Origin of the sequence: Synechococcus sp. BIOS-E4-1, assembly GCF_014279995.1 — a bacterium.
In the GTDB taxonomy this organism is placed as follows: Bacteria; Cyanobacteriota; Cyanobacteriia; order PCC-6307; family Cyanobiaceae; genus Synechococcus_C.
This window is the reverse complement of the sequence record NZ_CP047935.1, coordinates 2,376,343-2,394,474: the sequence shown is the minus strand read 5'-3', so window position 1 is coordinate 2,394,474 and position 18,132 is coordinate 2,376,343. Positions and strand designations below refer to the sequence as shown.

Sequence of the window (18,132 nt, the reverse complement as noted above, 5' to 3'; positions counted from 1 at the left end):
ACCAATCGACAAATCCGCGAGACAATGTAGTGATGGAGCGGTCAGCCTGTGTCGGAGAGCTTGAGTCATGACAGACGTCGACTATTTGATCAATCGATTTCATGAGCTGTTCCGACGCCAGGATGCCCAGCGTCAGTTGAAACGGCTGACTCTCGAGGAACAGACGGATCAGGAGCGAGGCTCTCCTGAAGACGGCGAAGAGTTGCCCTGAGCGGAGAGTCAATCCCGACTCCGCCCTGTAACCGCTGTTTCAATTAGAACAGCGTTCCCGACAGATCTTGGGAGATCATGCGACTCCTGTATTTAGCAGCAGTCTTCGCCACGGCCTCCTGGCTGATCGCTCTGTTGTGGCGGAAGCTCGTCGCTGTCCGACAAGTCAACGTCATTGTTGAATCCCCTGAGAGAACAGCCCAGGTCAATGCCCTGGAGAGGGCTCTGAAAGCTGAAGGTGGGGAGCCGGATTCCAGTGCGAACGACGATCAGGAGCTGTCCTGATGGCGCATGGATGGAGCGCAAGCGCATCAGTGATCTGCGTTGTTGGATCTGTGCTCCGATCTTGAAGCTCGTTAAGGTCTTTCCAGATCGATGAAGCCAATGGCTGCCGGGATAACGGCTTGGGATCGTCTTGGCTCGCACCTTCACGAAACCCAGGTTATGGATTCCATAACCAGGACTCTCTACTGGGATCAGAACACCCGAATGCCAAGCGGTGGTTCAGCCTGGCGGGGTGAGCAACTGGCTCTGCTGGCTCGCCAGCTCCATGCACGCCAGAGTTCAGAGCACTACGCGCAGCTGATTGCGGCAGCCCGTGAGGACTGGCGAATTCGCGCCAACAGTGTTGATCACCCTGAAGTCATCAGTGGCCAGGCCCGCAATCTGGACCTGCTTGAGCAGGATCTCCGCCGGCAGCAGGCACTTGATCCGGATCTTGTCAGTGCTCTTGCCACAGCCAAATCCCAGGGTTACGACCTCTGGCAACAGGCCCGCCGCACTTCCGACTTTTCACTTTTTGCGCCGGCTCTCCGTCGGATGGTCGAGTTGCGTCAGGAACAGGCCCGTCAGCTGGCAGAACCGCGAAGTTGCTGGGAAACACTCGCGCAGCCGTTCGAGCCTGATCTCACATTGCAGCGGCTTCAGGATCTGTTTGCGCCGCTGCGCAGACGCTTGCCCGAACTACTGGAGCAACTCAAGGGCAGTCCCAGACCGTCGACTCTCAGTTGGGATCTGCCCACATCAACCCAGCAGCAGCTCTGTGATCAGCTGCTCAGCGACTGGGGCAGGGACAAGGGGATCACATGCGTGGCTGCTTCGCCCCACCCCTTCTCGATCACCTTGGGGCCTCGCGACTTCCGCATCACCACGCGCGTGGTGGCTGGTCAGCCTCTGTCCTGTTTTCTGGCCACAGCCCATGAGTGGGGACATTCGCTCTATGAGCAGGGACTGCCGACCAGCACGCATCAGTGGTTTGCCTGGCCTCTCGGCCAGGCCACGTCGATGGCGGTGCATGAAAGTCAGTCGCTGTTCTGGGAGAACCGGGTGGCCCGCAGTCAGCCCTTCTCGGAACTCTGGTGGGAACGCTTTGCCTCTGCGGGCGCACCTCTTGAGTCAGCAGCGGATCTCTGGCAGGCGATGAATCCGATGGCGCCAGGATGCAACCGGGTGGAAGCTGACGAACTCAGCTATGGACTTCACATCCTGGTGCGGACGGATCTTGAGCTGGCTCTGCTGGAACAGGGGCTGCCGGTGGAGGATCTCCCGAGCGAATGGAATCGTCGTTACCGCGAACTGCTGGGAGTCACCCCTGCTGATGATGCGCAGGGCTGCCTCCAGGATGTGCACTGGAGTGAAGGTCTGTTCGGCTACTTCCCGTCCTATCTGCTCGGACATCTGATCAGTGCACAGCTGAGCGAAGCGATGCAGACGGCGATCGGTTCCCCCGAAGAGCATGTCCGCCGTGGTGATCTGAGCGTCATGCTCGGCTGGCTGAGGGAGAACGTCCATCCCATCGGGCGTGCCCTCAATGCTGAACAGCTTGTGGAGAAGGTCTCCGGTCGCAGTCTTTCCAGCACACCTTTCCTGAACTATCTCGAAGCCAAGCTGGAGCGCTTGTGCATTGCGCGGGTCTGAGCCCTCTTCCCAGAACTAGTTGATGAATCAGCGTGTGGTGATTTTCAGAGTCGAACAACTCTGTTGAGAGCGAAGCTGATGCTGACACTTGCTCGTAATATCACCGCTCCGAACGCCGTCCTCCATGGCCAATCTCGACCAGGCTCCGAGCCGCAGCATGCCGAACCTGCTGCATGTGCTGCCGGCCTTTGCTGATGAATCCGAGTTGCGTCTGAACACGATCGTGGAGCTGAACTCCAACACGATCAACAAGTACGAGCTGATCACCGAGACCGGGCACCTGAAGCTGGACCGGGTTGGTTACTCCTCTTTGGCCTATCCCTTCGCCTACGGCTGCATTCCCCGCACCTGGGATGAAGATGGTGACCCGCTCGATATTGAGATTGTCAATGTCACTGAGCCTCTGATTCCAGGTTCGATTGTTGAGGCTCGCATCATCGGCATCATGACCTTTGATGACGGTGGTGAGGTCGATGACAAGGTCATCGCGGTTCTGGCCGATGACAAGCGCATGGATCACATCAAGTGCTTTGAAGACCTTGGTGAGCACTGGAAAAAGGAAACCACTTATTACTGGGAGCACTACAAGGATCTGAAGAAGCCTGGAACCTGCACCGTGAACGGTTTCTTCGGTACGGAGAAGGCCGTCGAGATCATCAAGGCCTGTGAGGCTCGATATGTGACTGAGATTGACCCCAAGCTCGTCGATTGATCCACGAGTGGCATTGCGATCAACGTCTTGGTGCTGCCCATCTACCCCTGCATCAGCATCTTGCTGATGCAGGACGACTGACTTTTGGGTGTCAGCTGTTGCCTGTCAGGGGCTGCTCTCTGGCCAGTCGGCGATATCTGGCAGTTTTCCGCCTGCTGTGCCCACATTCAGCTGTGCGCACATTGATGAAGGCCTGGAGCATGAATCGAGCTTCAGCTTCGCTCCACTGAAGTTGTTCCGGCATCGCAGCAGCCAGCGGATTGGGCCCTTCTGTTAGAGAAAACCTGGAAACATTCCGCGGCGCAGGGGGGGCATTTCTTCAGAAAGTCCTCCACTGGTGTGCGGTTTTTCCTCTGACCAATGGATACGTTGAGACCAGTGAGTCTTGGCTGTCCGGTAATGCGTCTCAAGTGCGTTGGCTGCTCCTCTTTGTTGGCTGTTGGGGCTGTTTCTGTAGCTCTGGCTGCATCAGGCTCAGCAGTTGCTTCGCCTCAGCTGCAGGCACCGCTCTTTGCTTCAGCGAAGGTGCATTCTGTGAATGCTGAGACGAGCATTCATCTCGATCTCAAGCAGCGACGCATCAGTGTGATCCGCGCTGGACAGTCCATCGGGCGCTGGCCGGTGGCGATTGGTGATCCCAAGACTCCAACACCGACAGGTGTGTTTCGGGTCGAGACCAAGCTTGTCAATCCTCAGTACGAAAGCACGAAATCCGGCCGGGTTCATCCGGTCACCGGACCTGCCAGCCCACTCGGCCATCGCTGGATCGGCTTTCTACAGCAGGGACCCAACCAATTCGGCATTCATGGAACCCCCTGGCCTCATTGGGTGAAAATCCGCGCGGCGGTGTCCAATGGCTGTGTACGCATGCTCAATGCCCACGTTCAGAAGCTCTACGAGCTTGTGGATGTGGGCACTCCGGTGATGATCACCCGGTGAGTCCTATCTCCTGAAGCACCGGGAAGCCTGCACTTAAAACTGAGAACGCATCTGCACTGCAATCGCAGTGAGGATGAGGCCCATGATTTTTGTGAGTACCTGCAAAGCAGACTCACTGATCTTGGATGAGAGCATCTCACCAGCGTTAGTTATTAGATAACTAAGCGCGCTCATGGCGAGCACCACGAGGCTGAGGCTCAGTTTTCCTCCCATGCTTGCTGCGCTTGGATCCACGATCACCAAAGTGATGGTGCCCGGGCCAGCCAGCAGGGGAATGCCCAAGGGAACGATCCCTTTGACCGAGGAGTTCTGGTCGCGTTCCACGGACTTCGGGTCGTGGTGAACCTTCGAAGGTTCGGAGTGCCGCATCGAAAGGCCGATCAGCACCACGATCAAGCCCCCTGCCACCTGAAGGGCTGGTCGCCCGATTCCAAAGAAGCCGAGCAGGTCGTTGCCGATTCAGGTGGCGAGGAGCAGAGCGATCAGCATGGTGGACGCGCTGCTTCGAGCGATGCCCGCTCCTGACGCTTATGGCCATTCGTGAACGACAACTAGATCGGCAGATTGCCGATTGGATTGGAAATGGTGAAAATTCCGCCCGTCGTGTGCAGCAGTGACTTAGTCAGGCTTCGGGACGAACCGTTGCGAAGATCTCCTGCAGGATCTCCCCAGCTCCACGAGATTTCAAGTCTGCTGCGAGCTTCAGGCCCACATCTTCAGGATTACCGAGAGGGCCGCGGCGTTCATCACGGATCAGTCGCTGGCCATCAAGGCTGGCCACCATCCCGGTGAGAACCAGTTCATGGCCGTCAATACGGCTGTTGACCCCGATGGGTACCTGGCAGCCGCCTTCAAGTTCTCGGAGGAAGGCACGTTCCGCGAGGCATCTCCCTGCAGTGGGGCCATGTTCAAGGACTTGAATGATGTTGAGAACATCTTTGTTGTCTGTGACACATTCGATGCCGAGGGCTCCCTGTCCTACGGCATGCAGTGAGATGTGGCCAGGAATGATCTGATGGATCCGATCGGCGAATCCGAGCCGACTCAGGCCTGCCGCAGCAAGGATCAGACAGTCGTAGCCGCCACCATCCAGCTTCTCTAGCCGGGTGATGACGTTGCCGCGAACGTCCTTGAACTGCAGATGGGGAAAGTGGTGGCGCAGCTGGGCGAGTCTCCGCAGTGAGCTGGTTCCGACGACGGATCCCTCTGGAAGTGTTTCCAAGGTGTATTCAGCGTTCTTGCTGTTGACCACCAGGGCATCCGCGGGATCCTCCCGCTCGGTGATGCAACCGAGCATGAGGCCCTCGGGCAGGTTGGTGGGCAGATCCTTGAGGGAATGCACGGCGATCTCTGCTCGACCCACCAGCATCTGGGCCTCCAGTTCCTTGGTGAACAGGCCTTTGTCCCCGATTTTGGCAAGAGCCACATCCAGAATTTTGTCGCCCTGAGTGGCCATGGCTTCCACCGAAATCGCCAGGCCTGGGTGAGCTTTCTCCAGTTCGGCTTTGACCCAGTTGGTCTGCACCATGGCCAGCTGGCTGCGGCGGGAGGCAATGCGCAGTTGCTCGAGAGCCATGGGCACGTTGAAACAGCCACTCAGCCTACGGAGTCGAAGGCCCAGATCTGCTCAAGATTTCACAGAATGCAGGCCCGTGGGGGCTTCTTGCCTCTGGATGACGACTCACTGTTTTAAGCGAGCAGCTTTACGATCAAATCGTTCTCGAGAGTTGTAATGCCTGGTCCTGTGGTCAACGGGGTGAAGGTGAGCCATTCAACTGCTGGCTCGTCTCTTGCTCCGGTGGATGAATCAGTACCTTTTCTGCCTTTGTTGAGCGAGGGATCGATTCGACTGGTGCTACTCACCAGCGGTGTGATGCTGGTGGCGAGGCTCAGGCAGACCACCGACTCCGACGGCGATCGGGCTTATCAGTTGATCAGGCCTCTGCGGCTGGAAAAGCACGATGATTCAGGGCCATGGTCCCTGCATTCCTATCTGGCTGGGTTAACGCCCCAGCGCAATGTTGTGATGCTCAAGGCTGCTGTTGCAGCATTGCTCGAGCCGGAAGCACGCATTCTTCAGGCTTATACCCGTTCCACCAACCAGGAATGTCCTCCATCGGAAACGCCAGTTGAGCGTTTGAAGAAGGCATTTCAGGAATTTACCGACAGCATTGAGTCCCACTGAACGATTTTTCAATTCAAGAAGGCTGCGAAGGAGCAATAAAGCTTTCTACAAAAAATAGAGATTTATAACCATGGTGCTTTTGATATGAGATCAGGTTTTAGTTGACACAATGCGACTGGTCTCAGTTCCTGAATAGGCGTTTTTGGGTTGATATTGAAATTTTGATGAAGAGCTTCTCAGGGTTGGGCCCATGGGCGCTGAGAATTAATTGGTCTTTAGTCAATCGAGCTTGCCATGATTAAGTCAAGTTGATCGCAGCACCTTCCGGCTTTTCGACTTGTGTACTGCGCTTTCATCGGTATGAAAATGCATTTGAGTGCCAGTGCTTCCAGCTTTACAAGAAGGCCATGTCATTACCACTGTCAATAGAACTTCTTCTGCGCCATGCCACATTCGATCATTAGTGCGATCTTCCCTGTTATTGCTTACCTCTGCATTGGCTACATTGCTAAGCGAACTAAAAAGTTTGATCCCGCGAATAGTGGAATTCTCATTGGCTATGCGTTGAATATCTCGATTCCATGCATGATTGTGCTTGATATGACTCGGCAAGATATGTTTAAGGACTTTTCTCAATATTTTCAATTCTTTGGCGGTTACCTTCTTGTCTCATTTATTGTTTTTTTGATATCCTATGTTTACGGAAGAGTTGTTAAGCGTCAGAATTTATTGATTGGCTCATATTTTGCAGCTGCTGCTTCTTATTCAAATACCTGCATGATTGCGTTGCCAATTCTAGCCATCATGCTTCCCATTGGAGGCGCAACGTATGGAGTTATTGGAGTGATCGTTTTGATTATAGGGCTCCAAACCACTTCGATTATTTATGAATACACATCCAAAGAGGAATCAGGCTTGAGTGTTCGTAAGGTGCTTGGCTCAATTTGGAAGGCGATGAAAGCGAATTACTTTATTGCTATGATCCTAGGCTTAATACTCTCCTTCCTGGGCTTTCAGTTTCCCAGTGTACTGGGAGCGAGTTTGAATGCTGTTGGCATCACAACGGCGCCAGTTGCCCTGTTTGCTATCGGGGCTCAACTCAACTTCACTCTCTTTAGGAACCACATTCGTATTGTCAGTGAGTGTACATTTTTCAAATTATTTTTGATGCCTGTGCTTGCCTGGTTTGTTTGTGATCTTGTTAAATTGCCACCAGCTCCAGCTGTTGCGGTGATCCTTTGTAGTGCAGTACCCACCGCGAAATGTCAATACGCTGTCGCTCGATCACATGACGTCTATGTAGAGGAAACTGAATCGATTGTTGCGGGCACAACGATTCTTTCGATGATTACTCTGACAATTGTCATCGCTTTGCTAGCTGCTGAGTTTCCAGCGATTGTTACATGAACATTGCTGTTAAAAGTAATAAGCGCTTAGATTCACTTGCAATTGCAAGAACTGGATCTTCATCTGAATCATCAGATGCTTTGAGTTTCTCCTGAAGACTTGTGTCGCTTTAAATCTTTTTGAGGAAGGCTTTGAGTTGCTCTTCTGACATGTTTATTAAGTCTGTTGAGAAATTTTAGCAACGGTCTGCTGCAGAGGCTTTGGATAATATTTACTGCGCTCAATCGTGCCAGGTGTAGAATGCTAATTGGTGGTCTTTTTGGGGTAATTGAAGAAATAAAAAGCCCCTGCGGTTGCAGGGGCTTTGATGAGTAGGCTCAGAATCGACGGGTCCCGTACGGTCTCTTTGATTACCATTTTGATTGAGCGCTCTTCATGCAGCACTCAAATGCAGCAGATACATACCCACCACCCACGCCTTCCAGCTCTTCTTCTGAAACCTCTGATTGAGCGTTCTTCAAGTCATCAGCAGAGATGCTAAGTCCCGCCTCCTTCGCAATCGCCACAACACCATCAGCATCGGAAGCTGCTTGCAGATTCTCTTGAAGCGTGGTTTCGCCTTTGACCTTGGAGAGGAATTCCTTGAGTTGCTCTTCTGATACGGGTATCGGGAGTCTTTAATGGTTATAGCAATGGTCTGCCTTAGTGTCTTTGGCTAATACTTACTGCGCTCAATCGCGCCAGGTATTGAAGGCTGATTGTTGGGATGAGTCAGACTTTTGAAGAAATCAAAGCCCCTGGGGTCTCAGGAGCTTTGAGTATGTAAGATCCTAGAGCTCATGATTTCGATTTCCTGCATATCCTTTTAGATACCCTATACGCTTTACAGAATTTCCCTGGAAAATTGGTATAAACCCAAAAACCTCCCGCCACGTCTTCAAGTTCATCTTCAGAGATCTCGGACTGAGCGTTCTCCATGTCGTCAGAAAAAATACTTAATCCAGCGCCTTCGGCAATTGCAGCAACAGCATCAACATCAGCAGCTGCTTTGAGCTGCTCCTGAAGGTTTGTGTTGCCTTTGACGTGAGCCAAGAAAGCCGTGAGTTGTTCTTGTGTCATGGTTCTAAGGAGTGAATGTTTGGGGGTGTTGCCCCCTGGACTCCTTCAAGATCACAGCTCTACTGGTGAACTCCACTACACAGCTCTGGTGCAGCACCCAAGAAGTTCTGGTGAGCTTCTGGTGCTTCAGTTACTACCTAATTGAGCAACGCTTTAACCCGCCTGACTTCTGCTCAACTGCGCTCAATCGTGCCAGGTATTGAAGGCTGATTTATGAGCTTATTGGCGAGGTTGAAGCAATAAAAAGCCCCTGTCAATGCAGAGGCTTTGAGTGTGTAGGTTTTGAAGCCGAGGGGAAAAGATTTCAAGAAGGGAGATTGCACATTGCGGTGGAAACTAGGGGGCCCACCCAGTATTCACAATGGTCAACAATGCCCACAAGAGCCAACGCCTTTCACTGAGAGCCACCAGCCACCAGCCACGCCTTCTAGTTCCTCTTCACTGAGTTCTTGCATGTGTTCGGTTCCAAATTCGTGACCGTGTTCTTTAGCAATTCCTACAACATCTTCAGGTGACTTAGCTGCTTTTAGCTTGTCTTGAAGATTGGAATCACCTTTGACTTTGGAGAGAAATGCCTTGAGTTGCTCTAGGGACATGAGTATCAGGTCTGTTCAGCAGTCATAGCAGCAGTCGGCAGTTGGCAATAAAAAACCCCGCACTTGGCGGGGCGTGATCAGTGTAATTTGCTTTGTCGGCTTGAGTTCGAATTTCATTGCATACATTATGCATTAAACGGTAATTATCAAACTACCTTTGAAATGTTTTAGACAGTTGCAGTGAGCTGAATGAACACAGCCACCTCCAGCAACGTCTTCCAGCTCTTCTTCAGAAATCGCTGATTGAGCCTTCTTCAAGTCATCAGCAGAGATACTAAAGCCAGCCTCTTTTGCAATCGCAAGAACTGCATCAGAATCGGCAGTGGCTTTGAGTTTCTCCTGCAGGCTGGTGTCTGCTTTGACCTTCTCAATAAAGGCTTTGAGTTGCTCTTCTGACATGGGTTTCAGGAGCCTTTGGTGGTTCTAGCAACACCTTTTGATATTTCCAACAAGAAAGCCAAGTGCTGGTTAGGAACCACTGGGCTTTCTCGGAGACTAACAATAAGAACCTAAAAGGTTGTGTGAGAGCATCTCAAACACTCACACCATTATTTATGAGGCTAGAAGCTCTCTCCCATAAATACTCAAAAGGACTCATGGACCACAATGGATTACTCGGAACTTGCTAAAGGTCAGCATTTAACTGACGCCAAAGACACCATTCAACTCTTGATGGATGAGGGGTATGACTTCTCTGAATACTCATATGATGAAGTGTTTAAAGCTTATATGTTCAGTGTTTATGGAATTAGTGAGAATGTGAGCTACGAACAACAGCAGATCAACGAAGGGTTGGGAAGCATTCTTCGTCTTGGTTCTAAAGCTGTGAGGGGAGCCCTTCGTAATCGTGGTGTTCGCACTGCTATTGGTTTTGGTGCTGCTGACCAATACTTCACTGGTGGTAAGGGTCGTCGATCTCTGGTCAGAGCAGCAGGGGATGCTCACAACATTGCTCGTTAAGTGGGTCAAAACTTTCCCGAATATGGAGCTGACAACAGCTCTAATAACTCCAGTGGTAGTAGGAGCAATAACAACCCACCAAACACGCCAAGAACTGACAGACCTGATCGGGATGAGAGAGGTGGCTCTAATTCAGGAAATGGGACTGATTCAAAAACCACTGCCACAGCCTCTAGCCCATCACCAGCACCATCCCGTGGACCAGAAAGACCTCAGAGCTCCTCTTCTCCCTCCACTTCGTCACCACCTCAGCCTTCTTCTCCTTCCACTTGTGGCAGGGCTCAACCCAAAACGCACTTCCAGAGCACTCGACTTGGAAATGCAGTCAGTGGTGTGACTGTTGACTCTTGGAAGAAGGTCAAAGCTCAGTGAAATGAAGGTGTGACTCGTAGTTATTCCATGCGAGATGCCTACAGAGAAGTTCTGATGAACGAGAAGGCTGCCTGGAACAACCCAGCCACCTGGAAGAAGTTGTGAATGCTTGGTCTCTTGCTGCTCCACCTCAATGGATAACTGACCCATCCACCAATCCTTGTCCTGTGACTCACCCACCAGGTAGTCATCTCTCACGATCACGGTCATTCCAGGCTTCACATCAAGGAAGACAGGTCTCTTTTCAACAGGTGCCTTGGCCTCGCTGAGGCGGTCAACACTCATCCGGAACCAATACAGGAGTACTGCCCAGGCTAGGGGTCCCTTCTGGGTTCGTCCGGGCCTTTAAGCCCCCTGTTCGACATAGATTTGTAACGAGATCCCTGTCACCTTTCGGAGGAGATTCCACGGAGACCCCTTCTTTTTGGAGGCTCTCATAAAGAAGGGGCTCTCGGCTAAGAACCCCTGTGTAGCAGTTGGTTTGAAGGAATGGCAGAGCCAGTTTTGACCCTGCTTGCTCACTACTTGATGTATTCCTTCAGGACCCCGTTCCGATTGGGATGCCGCAGCTTGCGCAATGCCTTGGCTTCGATCTGGCGGATCCGCTCACGGGTGACGTCGAAGATCTGGCCGATTTCCTCGAGGGTCTTCATGCGTCCGTCATCCAGGCCGTAGCGAAGACGGAGCACGTCGCGCTCCCTCGGACTGAGCGTGGCCAGTACGCCTTCGAGATCCTCACGCAGAAGATTTTTGGCCACGTCCTGCTCGGGATTCTCGATATCGGCTTCGATGAAGTCGCCGAGGCGGGAATCCTCTTCTTTGCCGATTGGGGTCTCAAGGGAGATCGGCAGCTGGGCGCTCTTGGCGATGAAGCGCAGCTTCTCAATGGTCATTTCCATTGATTCAGCGATCTCTTCTTCCGTGGGTTTGCGGCCGAACTCCTGGCTGAGCACTTTGGTGGTCTTTTTGATGCGGGAGATGGTCTCGTAGAGATGGACCGGCAGGCGAATTGTTCGACTTTGATCAGCGATGGCCCGTGTGATGGCCTGACGAATCCACCAGGTGGCATAGGTGGAGAATTTGTAGCCTTTCTCGTGGTCGAATTTCTCCGCGGCACGAATCAGTCCGAGACTGCCTTCCTGGATTAGGTCCTGGAAGCTCAGGCCACGATTCATGTATTTCTTGGCGATCGAGACCACAAGGCGCAGATTCGACTGAACCATTTTTTCCTTGGCCCGACGCCCGAGCATCAGTCGGCGGCGAAAACGAATCAGCGGCATCTCCACCAGCGCCGCCCATTCCTTGTTATCGGGTTCGCGGCCGTTGTCACTTTCGAACTGGGCAGCCAGCTCCTCGAGGTAGAGAAGGTCAGCGATCTTTCTGGCCAGTTCGATTTCTTCGTCTGGCCGCAGCAGGCGGATCCTGCCGATTTCCTGCAGATAGACCCTGATCGAATCCTCGGTGTAGACCCCTTTGGGGCCAACTTTGATGCTCGCCAGCACCTTGGCCTTGGCGTCTGCTTTGGCTTTCTCTTCTTTGCTGATGGAAGGGTTGCCAGAGGTCTTGGCCAGCAACTGATCAGCGGCGGCATCAAGATCAGCGGGCTTGGCAGCGGTCGAGCTCTTGGCTCGGGTTGCTTTCGCAGGGGTTTTCGCGCTCTTTGCTGTCTTGGCGGCTGCTGCACCCTTGGCTGCAGTTGCGCTCTTGGCTGTAGTTGAGCTTTTGGCTGAGCTGCTTTTCGTGGCCGGCTTCGATTTCGTGGCTGCCTTCGTGGCAGATGACTTTGCTGCTGAAGTCTTTGACTCCGGCTTGGCCTTCTTGCTCACACCCTTGGGCAGTCCTTTGGAATCCGCCAACATCACGATGGATGGAGTCGCCTTAGACGTCGCTGCTTTGGAGGAAGCAGTCTTGGGCTGAGCTGACTTGCTTGCAGCAGGACTCATGGGGATTGGGATGGTGAGGGTGTACGGAACTAACGCAGTCAACTGGTACGCAACCAAGCTCGGCCTGGTGACGCATCACCGCCTTGAAGCCTCCCCAAAACAGACGGGGTGACAACTGAGAGCAGTGATCGAGAATCAATTGGTGGGCTTTGGGCTGGGGCAGGGCTGTCAGGGGCGTTCTCAGACCGGTCGGCCGTCGGGGTAACCCCTGGCTCGAGCTTCGTGTCTTCCCACTGGACGGAACTCTGCTCTGTTCCGACAACAGCTGTTGAGCTGTCCAACATCTGTATCTTAAGAAAAACATGTGATGTCGGCAACCCCCGTCAATCAATCCTCCAGCCCTCCTGCCGCGCAGTTGATTTCGGAAGTCGATGTCTGGCTGGAGGCCGGTCGTGACGGGCGTACTTTCAGCTATTGCGACAGTCACAGTCTCGGAGTGGGACTGGGAGATCTGGTGGCGGTCCGTCTGAGAGGCCGTCGACTGCAGGGGCTGGTCACCGGCTGCAGGCCACTCGAAGCAGTGGCGAATTGTGCCGACAGCGACGCCGTTCAGCTCAACCCGGTCGAAGAGCTGGTGCAGCGCGCTGCAGTCGACCCGTCATGGCGCTCATGGCTGGACGCCATGGCAGCTCTTTGCCACACCAGTTCCTTTCGGATGCTCAAGGCGGCATTGCCTCCGGGATGGCTGGGACAACGGCCTTGTGCGGCACCGGCCCTGCGTCAGCTCTGGTGGGTTGAGCGGCTTGAAGCTGCTGATCCAACAGCCATGCCGAAGGCTTCCAGGCAATGCGAGCTGTTGGTGGAGCTCGAACGCAGGGGCGGTGGCGCTTGGCAACGTGACCTTCTGGCGGAGGGGTTCCAAACAGGCACCGTCAAGAGCCTGGAGAGCAAGGGCCTGATTCGCAGACAACGCAAGCCAGCGAACGCTTCCAGTGGATCAGACCCGGAGACGCCCTGCCCTGCCGAGCTGGAGTCACCGCGATTGTTGACGGATGAGCAGCAAGCCGTGGTTAGCCAGTTTCAATCACTCCCCGAGGGTGGAGGACTGCTGCTCTGGGGCATTACAGGCTCCGGCAAGACCGAGGTCTACCTGCAGTTGGCAGCTGAGGAGCTGATGGCTGGCCGTCACGTTCTGCTGCTCACTCCGGAGATCGGCCTCATTCCCCAGCTCGTGGATCGTTGTCGTCAGCGTTTCGGAGGGCGGGTTCTGGAATATCACAGCGGTTGCACGTCCAGTGAGCGGGTTCGCACCTGGCGTCGTTGTCTCGAGAGTACCGATCCCATTGTGGTGGTAGGTACTCGCTCCGCGGTGTTTCTTCCCCTGCGCCCGCTGGGTCTGCTGGTGCTGGATGAGGAACACGACAATTCCTACAAGCAGGACTCACCCATGCCCTGTTACCACGCAAGGGTCATGGCGTCAGAGCGGGTGAGGTTGCAGGGTGGTCGTCTGCTGCTCGGCAGCGCGACACCCTCCCTCGAAAGCTGGAGCCGTCTCCAGCCTCAAGGAACTCTGGTTCTCGCCCGGCTGCGCTCGCGGATCTCCAGCCAGCCACTGCCACCCGTCCGGATCATTGACATGCGTCATGAACTGGCCGAGGGCAATAAACGCTTGATCAGTCGTGCCCTGATGGACCGGTTGGCCCAGCTCCCGGACAAAGGGGAACAGGCAGTCGTGCTGGTGCCGAGGCGCGGATACAGCACGTTTCTGAGCTGTCGCAGTTGTGGAGAGGTGGTGATGTGCCCTCATTGCGACGTCCCTCTGACCGTTCACGGCAATCGGGGCGCACAGCAGTGGCTGCGCTGTCACTGGTGTGACCATCGAGCCCCCATCACCCCCTCTTGCACATCATGCGGTTCCCTGGCGTTCAAGCCCTTTGGTGCAGGTACTCAACGGGTGTTGGAGCGTCTTGGCGAGGAACTCAGTGATCTGCGTCTACTGCGCTTTGATCGGGACACCACCGGTGGTCGTGATGGTCATCGAAGACTGCTGGCTCAGTTTGCGGAGGGTGAGGCCGATGTGCTGGTCGGGACGCAGATGCTGGCCAAAGGGATGGATCTGCCGCGCGTAACTTTGGCGGCGGTGCTTGCCGCCGATGGTCTTCTGCATCGACCTGATCTGAGGGCTGGAGAGCAGTGCCTGCAACTGCTTCTTCAACTCGCTGGCCGAGCCGGACGCGCAGAAAAGCCCGGTGAGGTGCTGGTCCAGACCTACAGCCCTGACCATCCAGTGATCCGTCATCTGGTGGATGGTCGTTACGAACGTTTTCTGGAAGAGGAATCGGCCCTGCGCCGTGAAGCAGGACTGGTTCCATTTGCGCGGGCTTGCCTGATTCGCCTCTCAGGTCAGTCGGCCAGCGATACAGCGACCGCTGGAACCCTGCTGGCTGAACGGATTCGCGCAGGCTGTGCCGCGGCAGGCTGGCAATTGCTCGGCCCTGCGCCCGCTCCTGTGGCTCGGGTGGCGGGCCGCAGTCGCTGGCAGTTGCTTCTGCACGGTCCCCAGCACAGTGAGATTCCCCTGCCATCCGGAACCGGCCTGTGGGAAGGGCTCCCAAAAGATGTTTCGCTGGCCGTTGACCCTGATCCTCTGCAGCTGTGAATCAGGACGGCAGCTGGGGATAGCCAAATCCGAGTCGAACCCGCATGGACTGGAGCAGAAAACTCAGCAGCAGCAGCGGAACGATCAGCACACTGCCCAGCCCGAGAGGACTCCACTGCCATCGCTGGATCTGCAGTTGGTTGACGCTGCCGCTGTCAAGGGTCCAGAGCAGAACATTCCCTTCCAACCGACCCTTCATAGGACTGCTGCTGACCTGCTGAAGATCCTGAATTGGGGTGATGCTGATCTGCAAATCGCCGGCGGGAAACTCGGCGAGTGGAGAGAGGTCGAGGCGCAGGTTCAGTTGCTGCTGCATCCCCACCAACCAGTTTCTCTCCACAATCGCCAGATCCGGGGTGGGGAGGGTCACGCCAGCGCTGCGTCCAGCCAGCTCCACACTTCTGCGCATCAGCGTGGCGGCCTGACCTGCCCCCAGGGTGGGGCTGATCAGGTTGAGGGAGCCTGTCCTGTCCTGATGCACCCTCCAGTTGAGGCCTTCCGAACGCAGCGCCTTCGCAAAGTTCTGCTGCCAGGGAAGACTGTGGCCACTGAGGCTGTTGATTCGCCAGCTCATCGCCAGGCGATCCGGACCCGCCAGATCAAGCTCGGCCGTGACGCGTACGCAGCCGCTGAGCAACAGAGTCAGTCCGATCAGTACCGCCAGCACCAGCACGGCAAAACCTGCTGATGGTGCCTGCGTTGGTCCCGTTGGCGGTGGAGGCGGTGGAGGTGGGCCACGTCTTCGCCGGCTGGTGAGAGTCCCTTTCCCCACGCGGGGAGCCATGTCCAGTGTCGGTAGCTGCATCGACCAGCGTGCCGGACGCTCAAGGCTTGGCGCTTCGAGAACACTCAGCAACTGACGAGCCCGGTTGCGCAGATCAGGATCCTTGCAACGTGTGAGCAGACGACAGGTGGAGATCGCCTTGCGTTCCTCCCCCTGTCCCATCCAGGCCGTCACCATCACCATCCGGATGGCAGCTCCCTCGGGTTCAGTGATCGGGTTCGCGTCGGCGAGAGGCTCCAGCAGGCGCAGACACAGGCCGTAATCACCGCGTTCAAGTGCCCGCTCGGCTGCTGCAAGCCCTGTGCTCATGCCTCAGCTGCGTCCCACCACCATGGTGCCGATGCCGGCATCGGTGAACACTTCCAGCAGCAGGGCATGGGCGACGCGTCCATCCACGATGTGGGCAGCGGCAACTCCCTGGGCGAGAGCTCTGATGCAACATTCGGTCTTGGGTGTCATGCCCCCTGCAACCACACCCTCCTGAATCAGTTGTCTGGCTTCTGAAAGCTTCAGCTGACGGATCAGCGATCCCGGATCCTCGCGGTCGCGCAGGATTCCTGGTGTGTCCGTCAACAAAATCAGCTTCTCGGCTTCCAGGGAGGCGGCTACTTCACCGGCCACGGTGTCGGCGTTGATGTTGTGGGCCACTCCGTCGGGGTTAGCGGCCACGCTGGAGATCACGGGCAAATAACCACGCTCAAGCAGTGCTTCGAGCACGTCGGGATTGACTTTGGCCACATCGCCGACCATCCCGTGGCTGCCATCCCCCCAGGAGCGCGCTTCCACCAGGCTGCCGTCACTGCCGCTCAGGCCGACCGCTTTGGCGCCAAGTCGGTTGAGTCCGTTCACGATCTGTTTGTTGACTCGACCAACTAGAACCATTTCCACCACGTCCATTGTTTCGTGGTCAGTCACTCGCAGCCCATCCCTGAATTCAGGTGCGATGGCCAGTCGCTTCAACCAGTGATTGATCTCTGGCCCCCCGCCGTGCACAACAACAGGCTGGACTCCGACACTGCAGAGCAACGCCAGATCTCTGAACACGGCTGTTTGCAGCTCGGCATGGGCCATGGCCGCACCGCCGTACTTGACCACGATCCTGCGGCCTGCGAAGCGCTGAATGTAAGGAAGAGCCTCACTCAGAACAGAGACCCTGAGGGCATCATCCATTCGCTTGTTCTCCGGAGTCACCTTGCTGATCCGATGCCGAAACGCCCACTGGCAGGAGAATCAGATCCAGGCGGTCTCCGTTGAGAGGGGTGATTGTTGCCTCGAGGCCTTTGGCAAAAAAACGGCTTAATCGGTCTCTTCGCTCCTGCCAGATCTGCAGGGGAACGGCCTCACAGGCGAAACGCAGCCGCAGTCCGTAGTGACCGCTACGAATGATCTCCTCGACCTCGAGCAGCTGAGGAGGGTTGTCTTCATCCCACAGCTTGAGCGATTCCAGAGAACTTTCCAGATGCGCTTTCTGGCCATAACGCCAACGTGTGACATCGCTAAGAAGTTTTCCCAGCTCAGGAGTGGCAGCCTCACGTTCTGTCTTGAGTTGTGCTCTGGGCGTTACACGCTTGGCCGGTGGCAGCTCCGACGATTTCAGGGCCAGTCCCCCAAGCAGGATCGGAATGCCGTAAAAAATTGTCGGCAGGCTCAAGTTGGCAGCGCCGGTGCCGTAGGCCACAGAACCAACCACGGTGAGCACACCGCCGGCGATGGTGACCAGGCTTCCTGGCGAGAGCAGATCGTTCATGCGGCATTGGAAGTGGCGCCATTCTGACCGTGCGGGGTTCAGGATGGATGGGCCTGCGGCCGCAGTTGATGGACAGCACCCGATCGCAAGACCAGGATCAGAACTCCACGCAGGATGCAACAGCGCTGATTCAGCAGCTGGAGCAGGACAGGGCCTGGTTGCTGGAACAGATTGACCGGGGGCGATGGCAGGAATTTCGCCTGGACCTGGCCGCACTCGAGCGTGAGCTTGGCCAGCTGTTGCAGCGAGCTTCAGAACATTTCAGCTCCGGCTCCGAATAGCTCTGAAGACTGTGCCCAGTTTTCAGAAGGGGATGTCGTCCGTGTCTGGAACCAGCGGCGCGGTGTTCCACTGCGCTGCGGGCTCTTTTGCAGGAGCAGGAGCAGGAGCCGCTTCAGATCGTTTGGCAGGAGCGGCCGCTGCGGGCTGGGCCTGAGCCGTGGAACCGGCTCCACCAGTCACAGGGTGGAGCCGGGCGAGTGTAAATTCAGCGCGTTTTTCCTTGGTGCCGTCCTGACGTGGCACCGTGTTCATCCGCAGCCTGCCTTCGATCAGCAGACGCTGGCCCACCTGCACGCGATTCTGCAGGTCCTGGGCGAGGTTGCCCCATCCCACCACCTTGAGTTGGCCTCTGGGGTCATCGGGACGCAACGCATCAAAACCAACCTCCATTTCAGCGATTGGTGTCTGGTTGTCTTGGGTGTATCGCAGGGTGGGAGCCTGTAGAACATCCACCTCGAGTACGCAGTGATTCATCCTCGG

24 protein-coding genes are annotated in these 18,132 nt (G+C 55.6%); 10 read left to right on the top strand and 14 right to left on the bottom strand.

Annotated elements, in window-relative coordinates; all coding sequences use genetic code 11:
• The first annotated feature begins 67 nt into the window (after positions 1-67).
• Positions 68-211: a hypothetical protein gene (locus tag SynBIOSE41_RS12990; protein WP_186538205.1), complete on the top strand. Its 144-nt coding sequence runs from the start codon at positions 68-70 to the stop codon at positions 209-211.
• 92 nt (positions 212-303) lie between these two features.
• On the opposite strand, the gene SynBIOSE41_RS12985 is transcribed toward SynBIOSE41_RS12990, so the two are convergent.
• Positions 304-642 carry a hypothetical protein gene (locus tag SynBIOSE41_RS12985; RefSeq protein ID WP_186541428.1) on the bottom strand — a complete coding sequence of 113 codons (339 nt, stop codon included), beginning with the start codon at positions 640-642 and terminating at the stop codon, positions 304-306.
• Here SynBIOSE41_RS12985 and SynBIOSE41_RS12980 point away from each other — a divergent pair.
• Together SynBIOSE41_RS12980 and SynBIOSE41_RS12975 are read left to right on the top strand one after the other, a co-directional pair.
• A complete protein-coding gene (locus SynBIOSE41_RS12980) occupies positions 595-2,127 on the top strand; it encodes a carboxypeptidase M32 (RefSeq protein ID WP_186538204.1) in 1,533 nt (510 codons plus the stop codon). The two genes, SynBIOSE41_RS12985 and SynBIOSE41_RS12980, sit on opposite strands and share 48 nt — an antisense overlap.
• A gap of 124 nt (positions 2,128-2,251) precedes the next feature.
• A complete protein-coding gene (locus SynBIOSE41_RS12975) occupies positions 2,252-2,839 on the top strand; it encodes an inorganic diphosphatase (protein ID WP_186538203.1) in 588 nt (195 codons plus the stop codon).
• Positions 2,840-2,930: 91 nt separating this feature from the next.
• Here SynBIOSE41_RS12975 and SynBIOSE41_RS12970 read toward each other — a convergent pair whose 3' ends face one another.
• On the bottom strand, positions 2,931-3,083 hold the full coding sequence (locus SynBIOSE41_RS12970; RefSeq protein WP_186538202.1) for a hypothetical protein: 153 nt from the start codon (positions 3,081-3,083) through the stop codon (positions 2,931-2,933).
• A 188-nt stretch (positions 3,084-3,271) separates the two neighbouring features.
• Between SynBIOSE41_RS12970 and SynBIOSE41_RS12965 the strand changes: the two genes are divergently transcribed.
• The gene (locus tag SynBIOSE41_RS12965; RefSeq protein WP_255475762.1) at positions 3,272-3,778 is read left to right on the top strand and encodes a L,D-transpeptidase; all 507 of its coding nucleotides are present in this window, start codon (positions 3,272-3,274) and stop codon (positions 3,776-3,778) included.
• Between the two features lie 33 nt (positions 3,779-3,811).
• Here the strand turns inward: SynBIOSE41_RS12965 and SynBIOSE41_RS18150 are convergent, their stop codons facing one another.
• Positions 3,812-4,186, bottom strand: a complete 375-nt coding sequence (locus SynBIOSE41_RS18150; RefSeq protein WP_255475761.1) for a MarC family protein — start codon at positions 4,184-4,186, stop codon at positions 3,812-3,814.
• Here SynBIOSE41_RS18150 and SynBIOSE41_RS18145 point away from each other — a divergent pair.
• The gene (locus SynBIOSE41_RS18145; protein ID WP_255476086.1) at positions 4,139-4,303 is read left to right on the top strand and encodes a hypothetical protein; all 165 of its coding nucleotides are present in this window, start codon (positions 4,139-4,141) and stop codon (positions 4,301-4,303) included. The two genes, SynBIOSE41_RS18150 and SynBIOSE41_RS18145, sit on opposite strands and share 48 nt — an antisense overlap.
• A 97-nt stretch (positions 4,304-4,400) precedes the next feature.
• Here the strand turns inward: SynBIOSE41_RS18145 and hemC are convergent, their stop codons facing one another.
• Positions 4,401-5,354: a hydroxymethylbilane synthase gene (hemC, locus tag SynBIOSE41_RS12955; RefSeq protein ID WP_186538201.1), complete on the bottom strand. Its 954-nt coding sequence runs from the start codon at positions 5,352-5,354 to the stop codon at positions 4,401-4,403.
• 156 nt (positions 5,355-5,510) lie between these two features.
• Between hemC and SynBIOSE41_RS12950 the strand changes: the two genes are divergently transcribed.
• Both SynBIOSE41_RS12950 and SynBIOSE41_RS12945 read left to right on the top strand, forming a co-directional pair.
• A complete protein-coding gene (locus SynBIOSE41_RS12950; RefSeq protein WP_186538200.1) occupies positions 5,511-5,963 on the top strand; it encodes a DUF6561 domain-containing protein in 453 nt (150 codons plus the stop codon).
• A 384-nt stretch (positions 5,964-6,347) separates the two neighbouring features.
• Positions 6,348-7,310, top strand: a complete 963-nt coding sequence (locus SynBIOSE41_RS12945; RefSeq protein ID WP_186538199.1) for an AEC family transporter — start codon at positions 6,348-6,350, stop codon at positions 7,308-7,310.
• A gap of 350 nt (positions 7,311-7,660) precedes the next feature.
• Here the strand turns inward: SynBIOSE41_RS12945 and SynBIOSE41_RS12940 are convergent, their stop codons facing one another.
• The 4 genes from SynBIOSE41_RS12940 to SynBIOSE41_RS12925 form a co-directional block, all read right to left on the bottom strand.
• The gene (locus tag SynBIOSE41_RS12940) at positions 7,661-7,918 is read right to left on the bottom strand and encodes a Nif11-like leader peptide family natural product precursor (protein ID WP_186541212.1); all 258 of its coding nucleotides are present in this window, start codon (positions 7,916-7,918) and stop codon (positions 7,661-7,663) included.
• 169 nt (positions 7,919-8,087) lie between these two features.
• The gene (locus SynBIOSE41_RS12935) at positions 8,088-8,369 is read right to left on the bottom strand and encodes a Nif11-like leader peptide family RiPP precursor (RefSeq protein ID WP_186538198.1); all 282 of its coding nucleotides are present in this window, start codon (positions 8,367-8,369) and stop codon (positions 8,088-8,090) included.
• Between the two features lie 365 nt (positions 8,370-8,734).
• Positions 8,735-8,965 carry a Nif11-like leader peptide family natural product precursor gene (locus SynBIOSE41_RS12930; protein ID WP_186538197.1) on the bottom strand — a complete coding sequence of 77 codons (231 nt, stop codon included), beginning with the start codon at positions 8,963-8,965 and terminating at the stop codon, positions 8,735-8,737.
• A 132-nt stretch (positions 8,966-9,097) separates the two neighbouring features.
• A complete protein-coding gene (locus tag SynBIOSE41_RS12925) occupies positions 9,098-9,364 on the bottom strand; it encodes a Nif11-like leader peptide family natural product precursor (protein WP_186538196.1) in 267 nt (88 codons plus the stop codon).
• A 207-nt stretch (positions 9,365-9,571) separates the two neighbouring features.
• On the opposite strand from SynBIOSE41_RS12925, the gene SynBIOSE41_RS12920 reads away from it, so the two are divergent.
• A complete protein-coding gene (locus SynBIOSE41_RS12920; protein ID WP_186538195.1) occupies positions 9,572-9,925 on the top strand; it encodes a hypothetical protein in 354 nt (117 codons plus the stop codon).
• Between the two features lie 240 nt (positions 9,926-10,165).
• On the opposite strand, the gene SynBIOSE41_RS12915 is transcribed toward SynBIOSE41_RS12920, so the two are convergent.
• Together SynBIOSE41_RS12915 and rpoD are read right to left on the bottom strand one after the other, a co-directional pair.
• Complete coding sequence (locus SynBIOSE41_RS12915; RefSeq protein WP_186538194.1) at positions 10,166-10,582, bottom strand: DUF3104 domain-containing protein; 417 nt, start codon at positions 10,580-10,582, stop codon at positions 10,166-10,168.
• A 236-nt stretch (positions 10,583-10,818) separates the two neighbouring features.
• On the bottom strand, positions 10,819-12,240 hold the full coding sequence (gene rpoD / locus SynBIOSE41_RS12910; RefSeq protein WP_186538193.1) for an RNA polymerase sigma factor RpoD: 1,422 nt from the start codon (positions 12,238-12,240) through the stop codon (positions 10,819-10,821).
• A gap of 307 nt (positions 12,241-12,547) precedes the next feature.
• On the opposite strand from rpoD, the gene priA reads away from it, so the two are divergent.
• On the top strand, positions 12,548-14,839 hold the full coding sequence (priA, locus tag SynBIOSE41_RS12905; RefSeq protein ID WP_186538192.1) for a primosomal protein N': 2,292 nt from the start codon (positions 12,548-12,550) through the stop codon (positions 14,837-14,839).
• Position 14,840: 1 nt separating this feature from the next.
• Here the strand turns inward: priA and SynBIOSE41_RS12900 are convergent, their stop codons facing one another.
• Genes SynBIOSE41_RS12900 through SynBIOSE41_RS12890 form a run of 3 tightly spaced genes read right to left on the bottom strand, consistent with a single transcriptional unit; the run spans position 14,841 to position 17,370 of the window.
• A complete protein-coding gene (locus SynBIOSE41_RS12900; RefSeq protein ID WP_186538191.1) occupies positions 14,841-15,932 on the bottom strand; it encodes a DUF3153 domain-containing protein in 1,092 nt (363 codons plus the stop codon).
• A gap of 3 nt (positions 15,933-15,935) precedes the next feature.
• Positions 15,936-16,793, bottom strand: a complete 858-nt coding sequence (gene argB, locus SynBIOSE41_RS12895; protein WP_186541209.1) for an acetylglutamate kinase — start codon at positions 16,791-16,793, stop codon at positions 15,936-15,938.
• Positions 16,786-17,370 carry a DUF2854 domain-containing protein gene (locus SynBIOSE41_RS12890; RefSeq protein ID WP_186538190.1) on the bottom strand — a complete coding sequence of 195 codons (585 nt, stop codon included), beginning with the start codon at positions 17,368-17,370 and terminating at the stop codon, positions 16,786-16,788. The genes argB and SynBIOSE41_RS12890 overlap by 8 nt, the downstream gene beginning before the upstream one ends.
• Positions 17,371-17,438: 68 nt before the next feature.
• Between SynBIOSE41_RS12890 and SynBIOSE41_RS12885 the strand changes: the two genes are divergently transcribed.
• Positions 17,439-17,651: a hypothetical protein gene (locus SynBIOSE41_RS12885; RefSeq protein ID WP_186541207.1), complete on the top strand. Its 213-nt coding sequence runs from the start codon at positions 17,439-17,441 to the stop codon at positions 17,649-17,651.
• Between the two features lie 22 nt (positions 17,652-17,673).
• Here SynBIOSE41_RS12885 and SynBIOSE41_RS12880 read toward each other — a convergent pair whose 3' ends face one another.
• Entirely contained in the window at positions 17,674-18,126 is a 453-nt protein-coding gene (locus tag SynBIOSE41_RS12880) for a single-stranded DNA-binding protein (RefSeq protein WP_186538189.1), read from the bottom strand.
• Positions 18,127-18,132 lie beyond the last annotated feature (6 nt).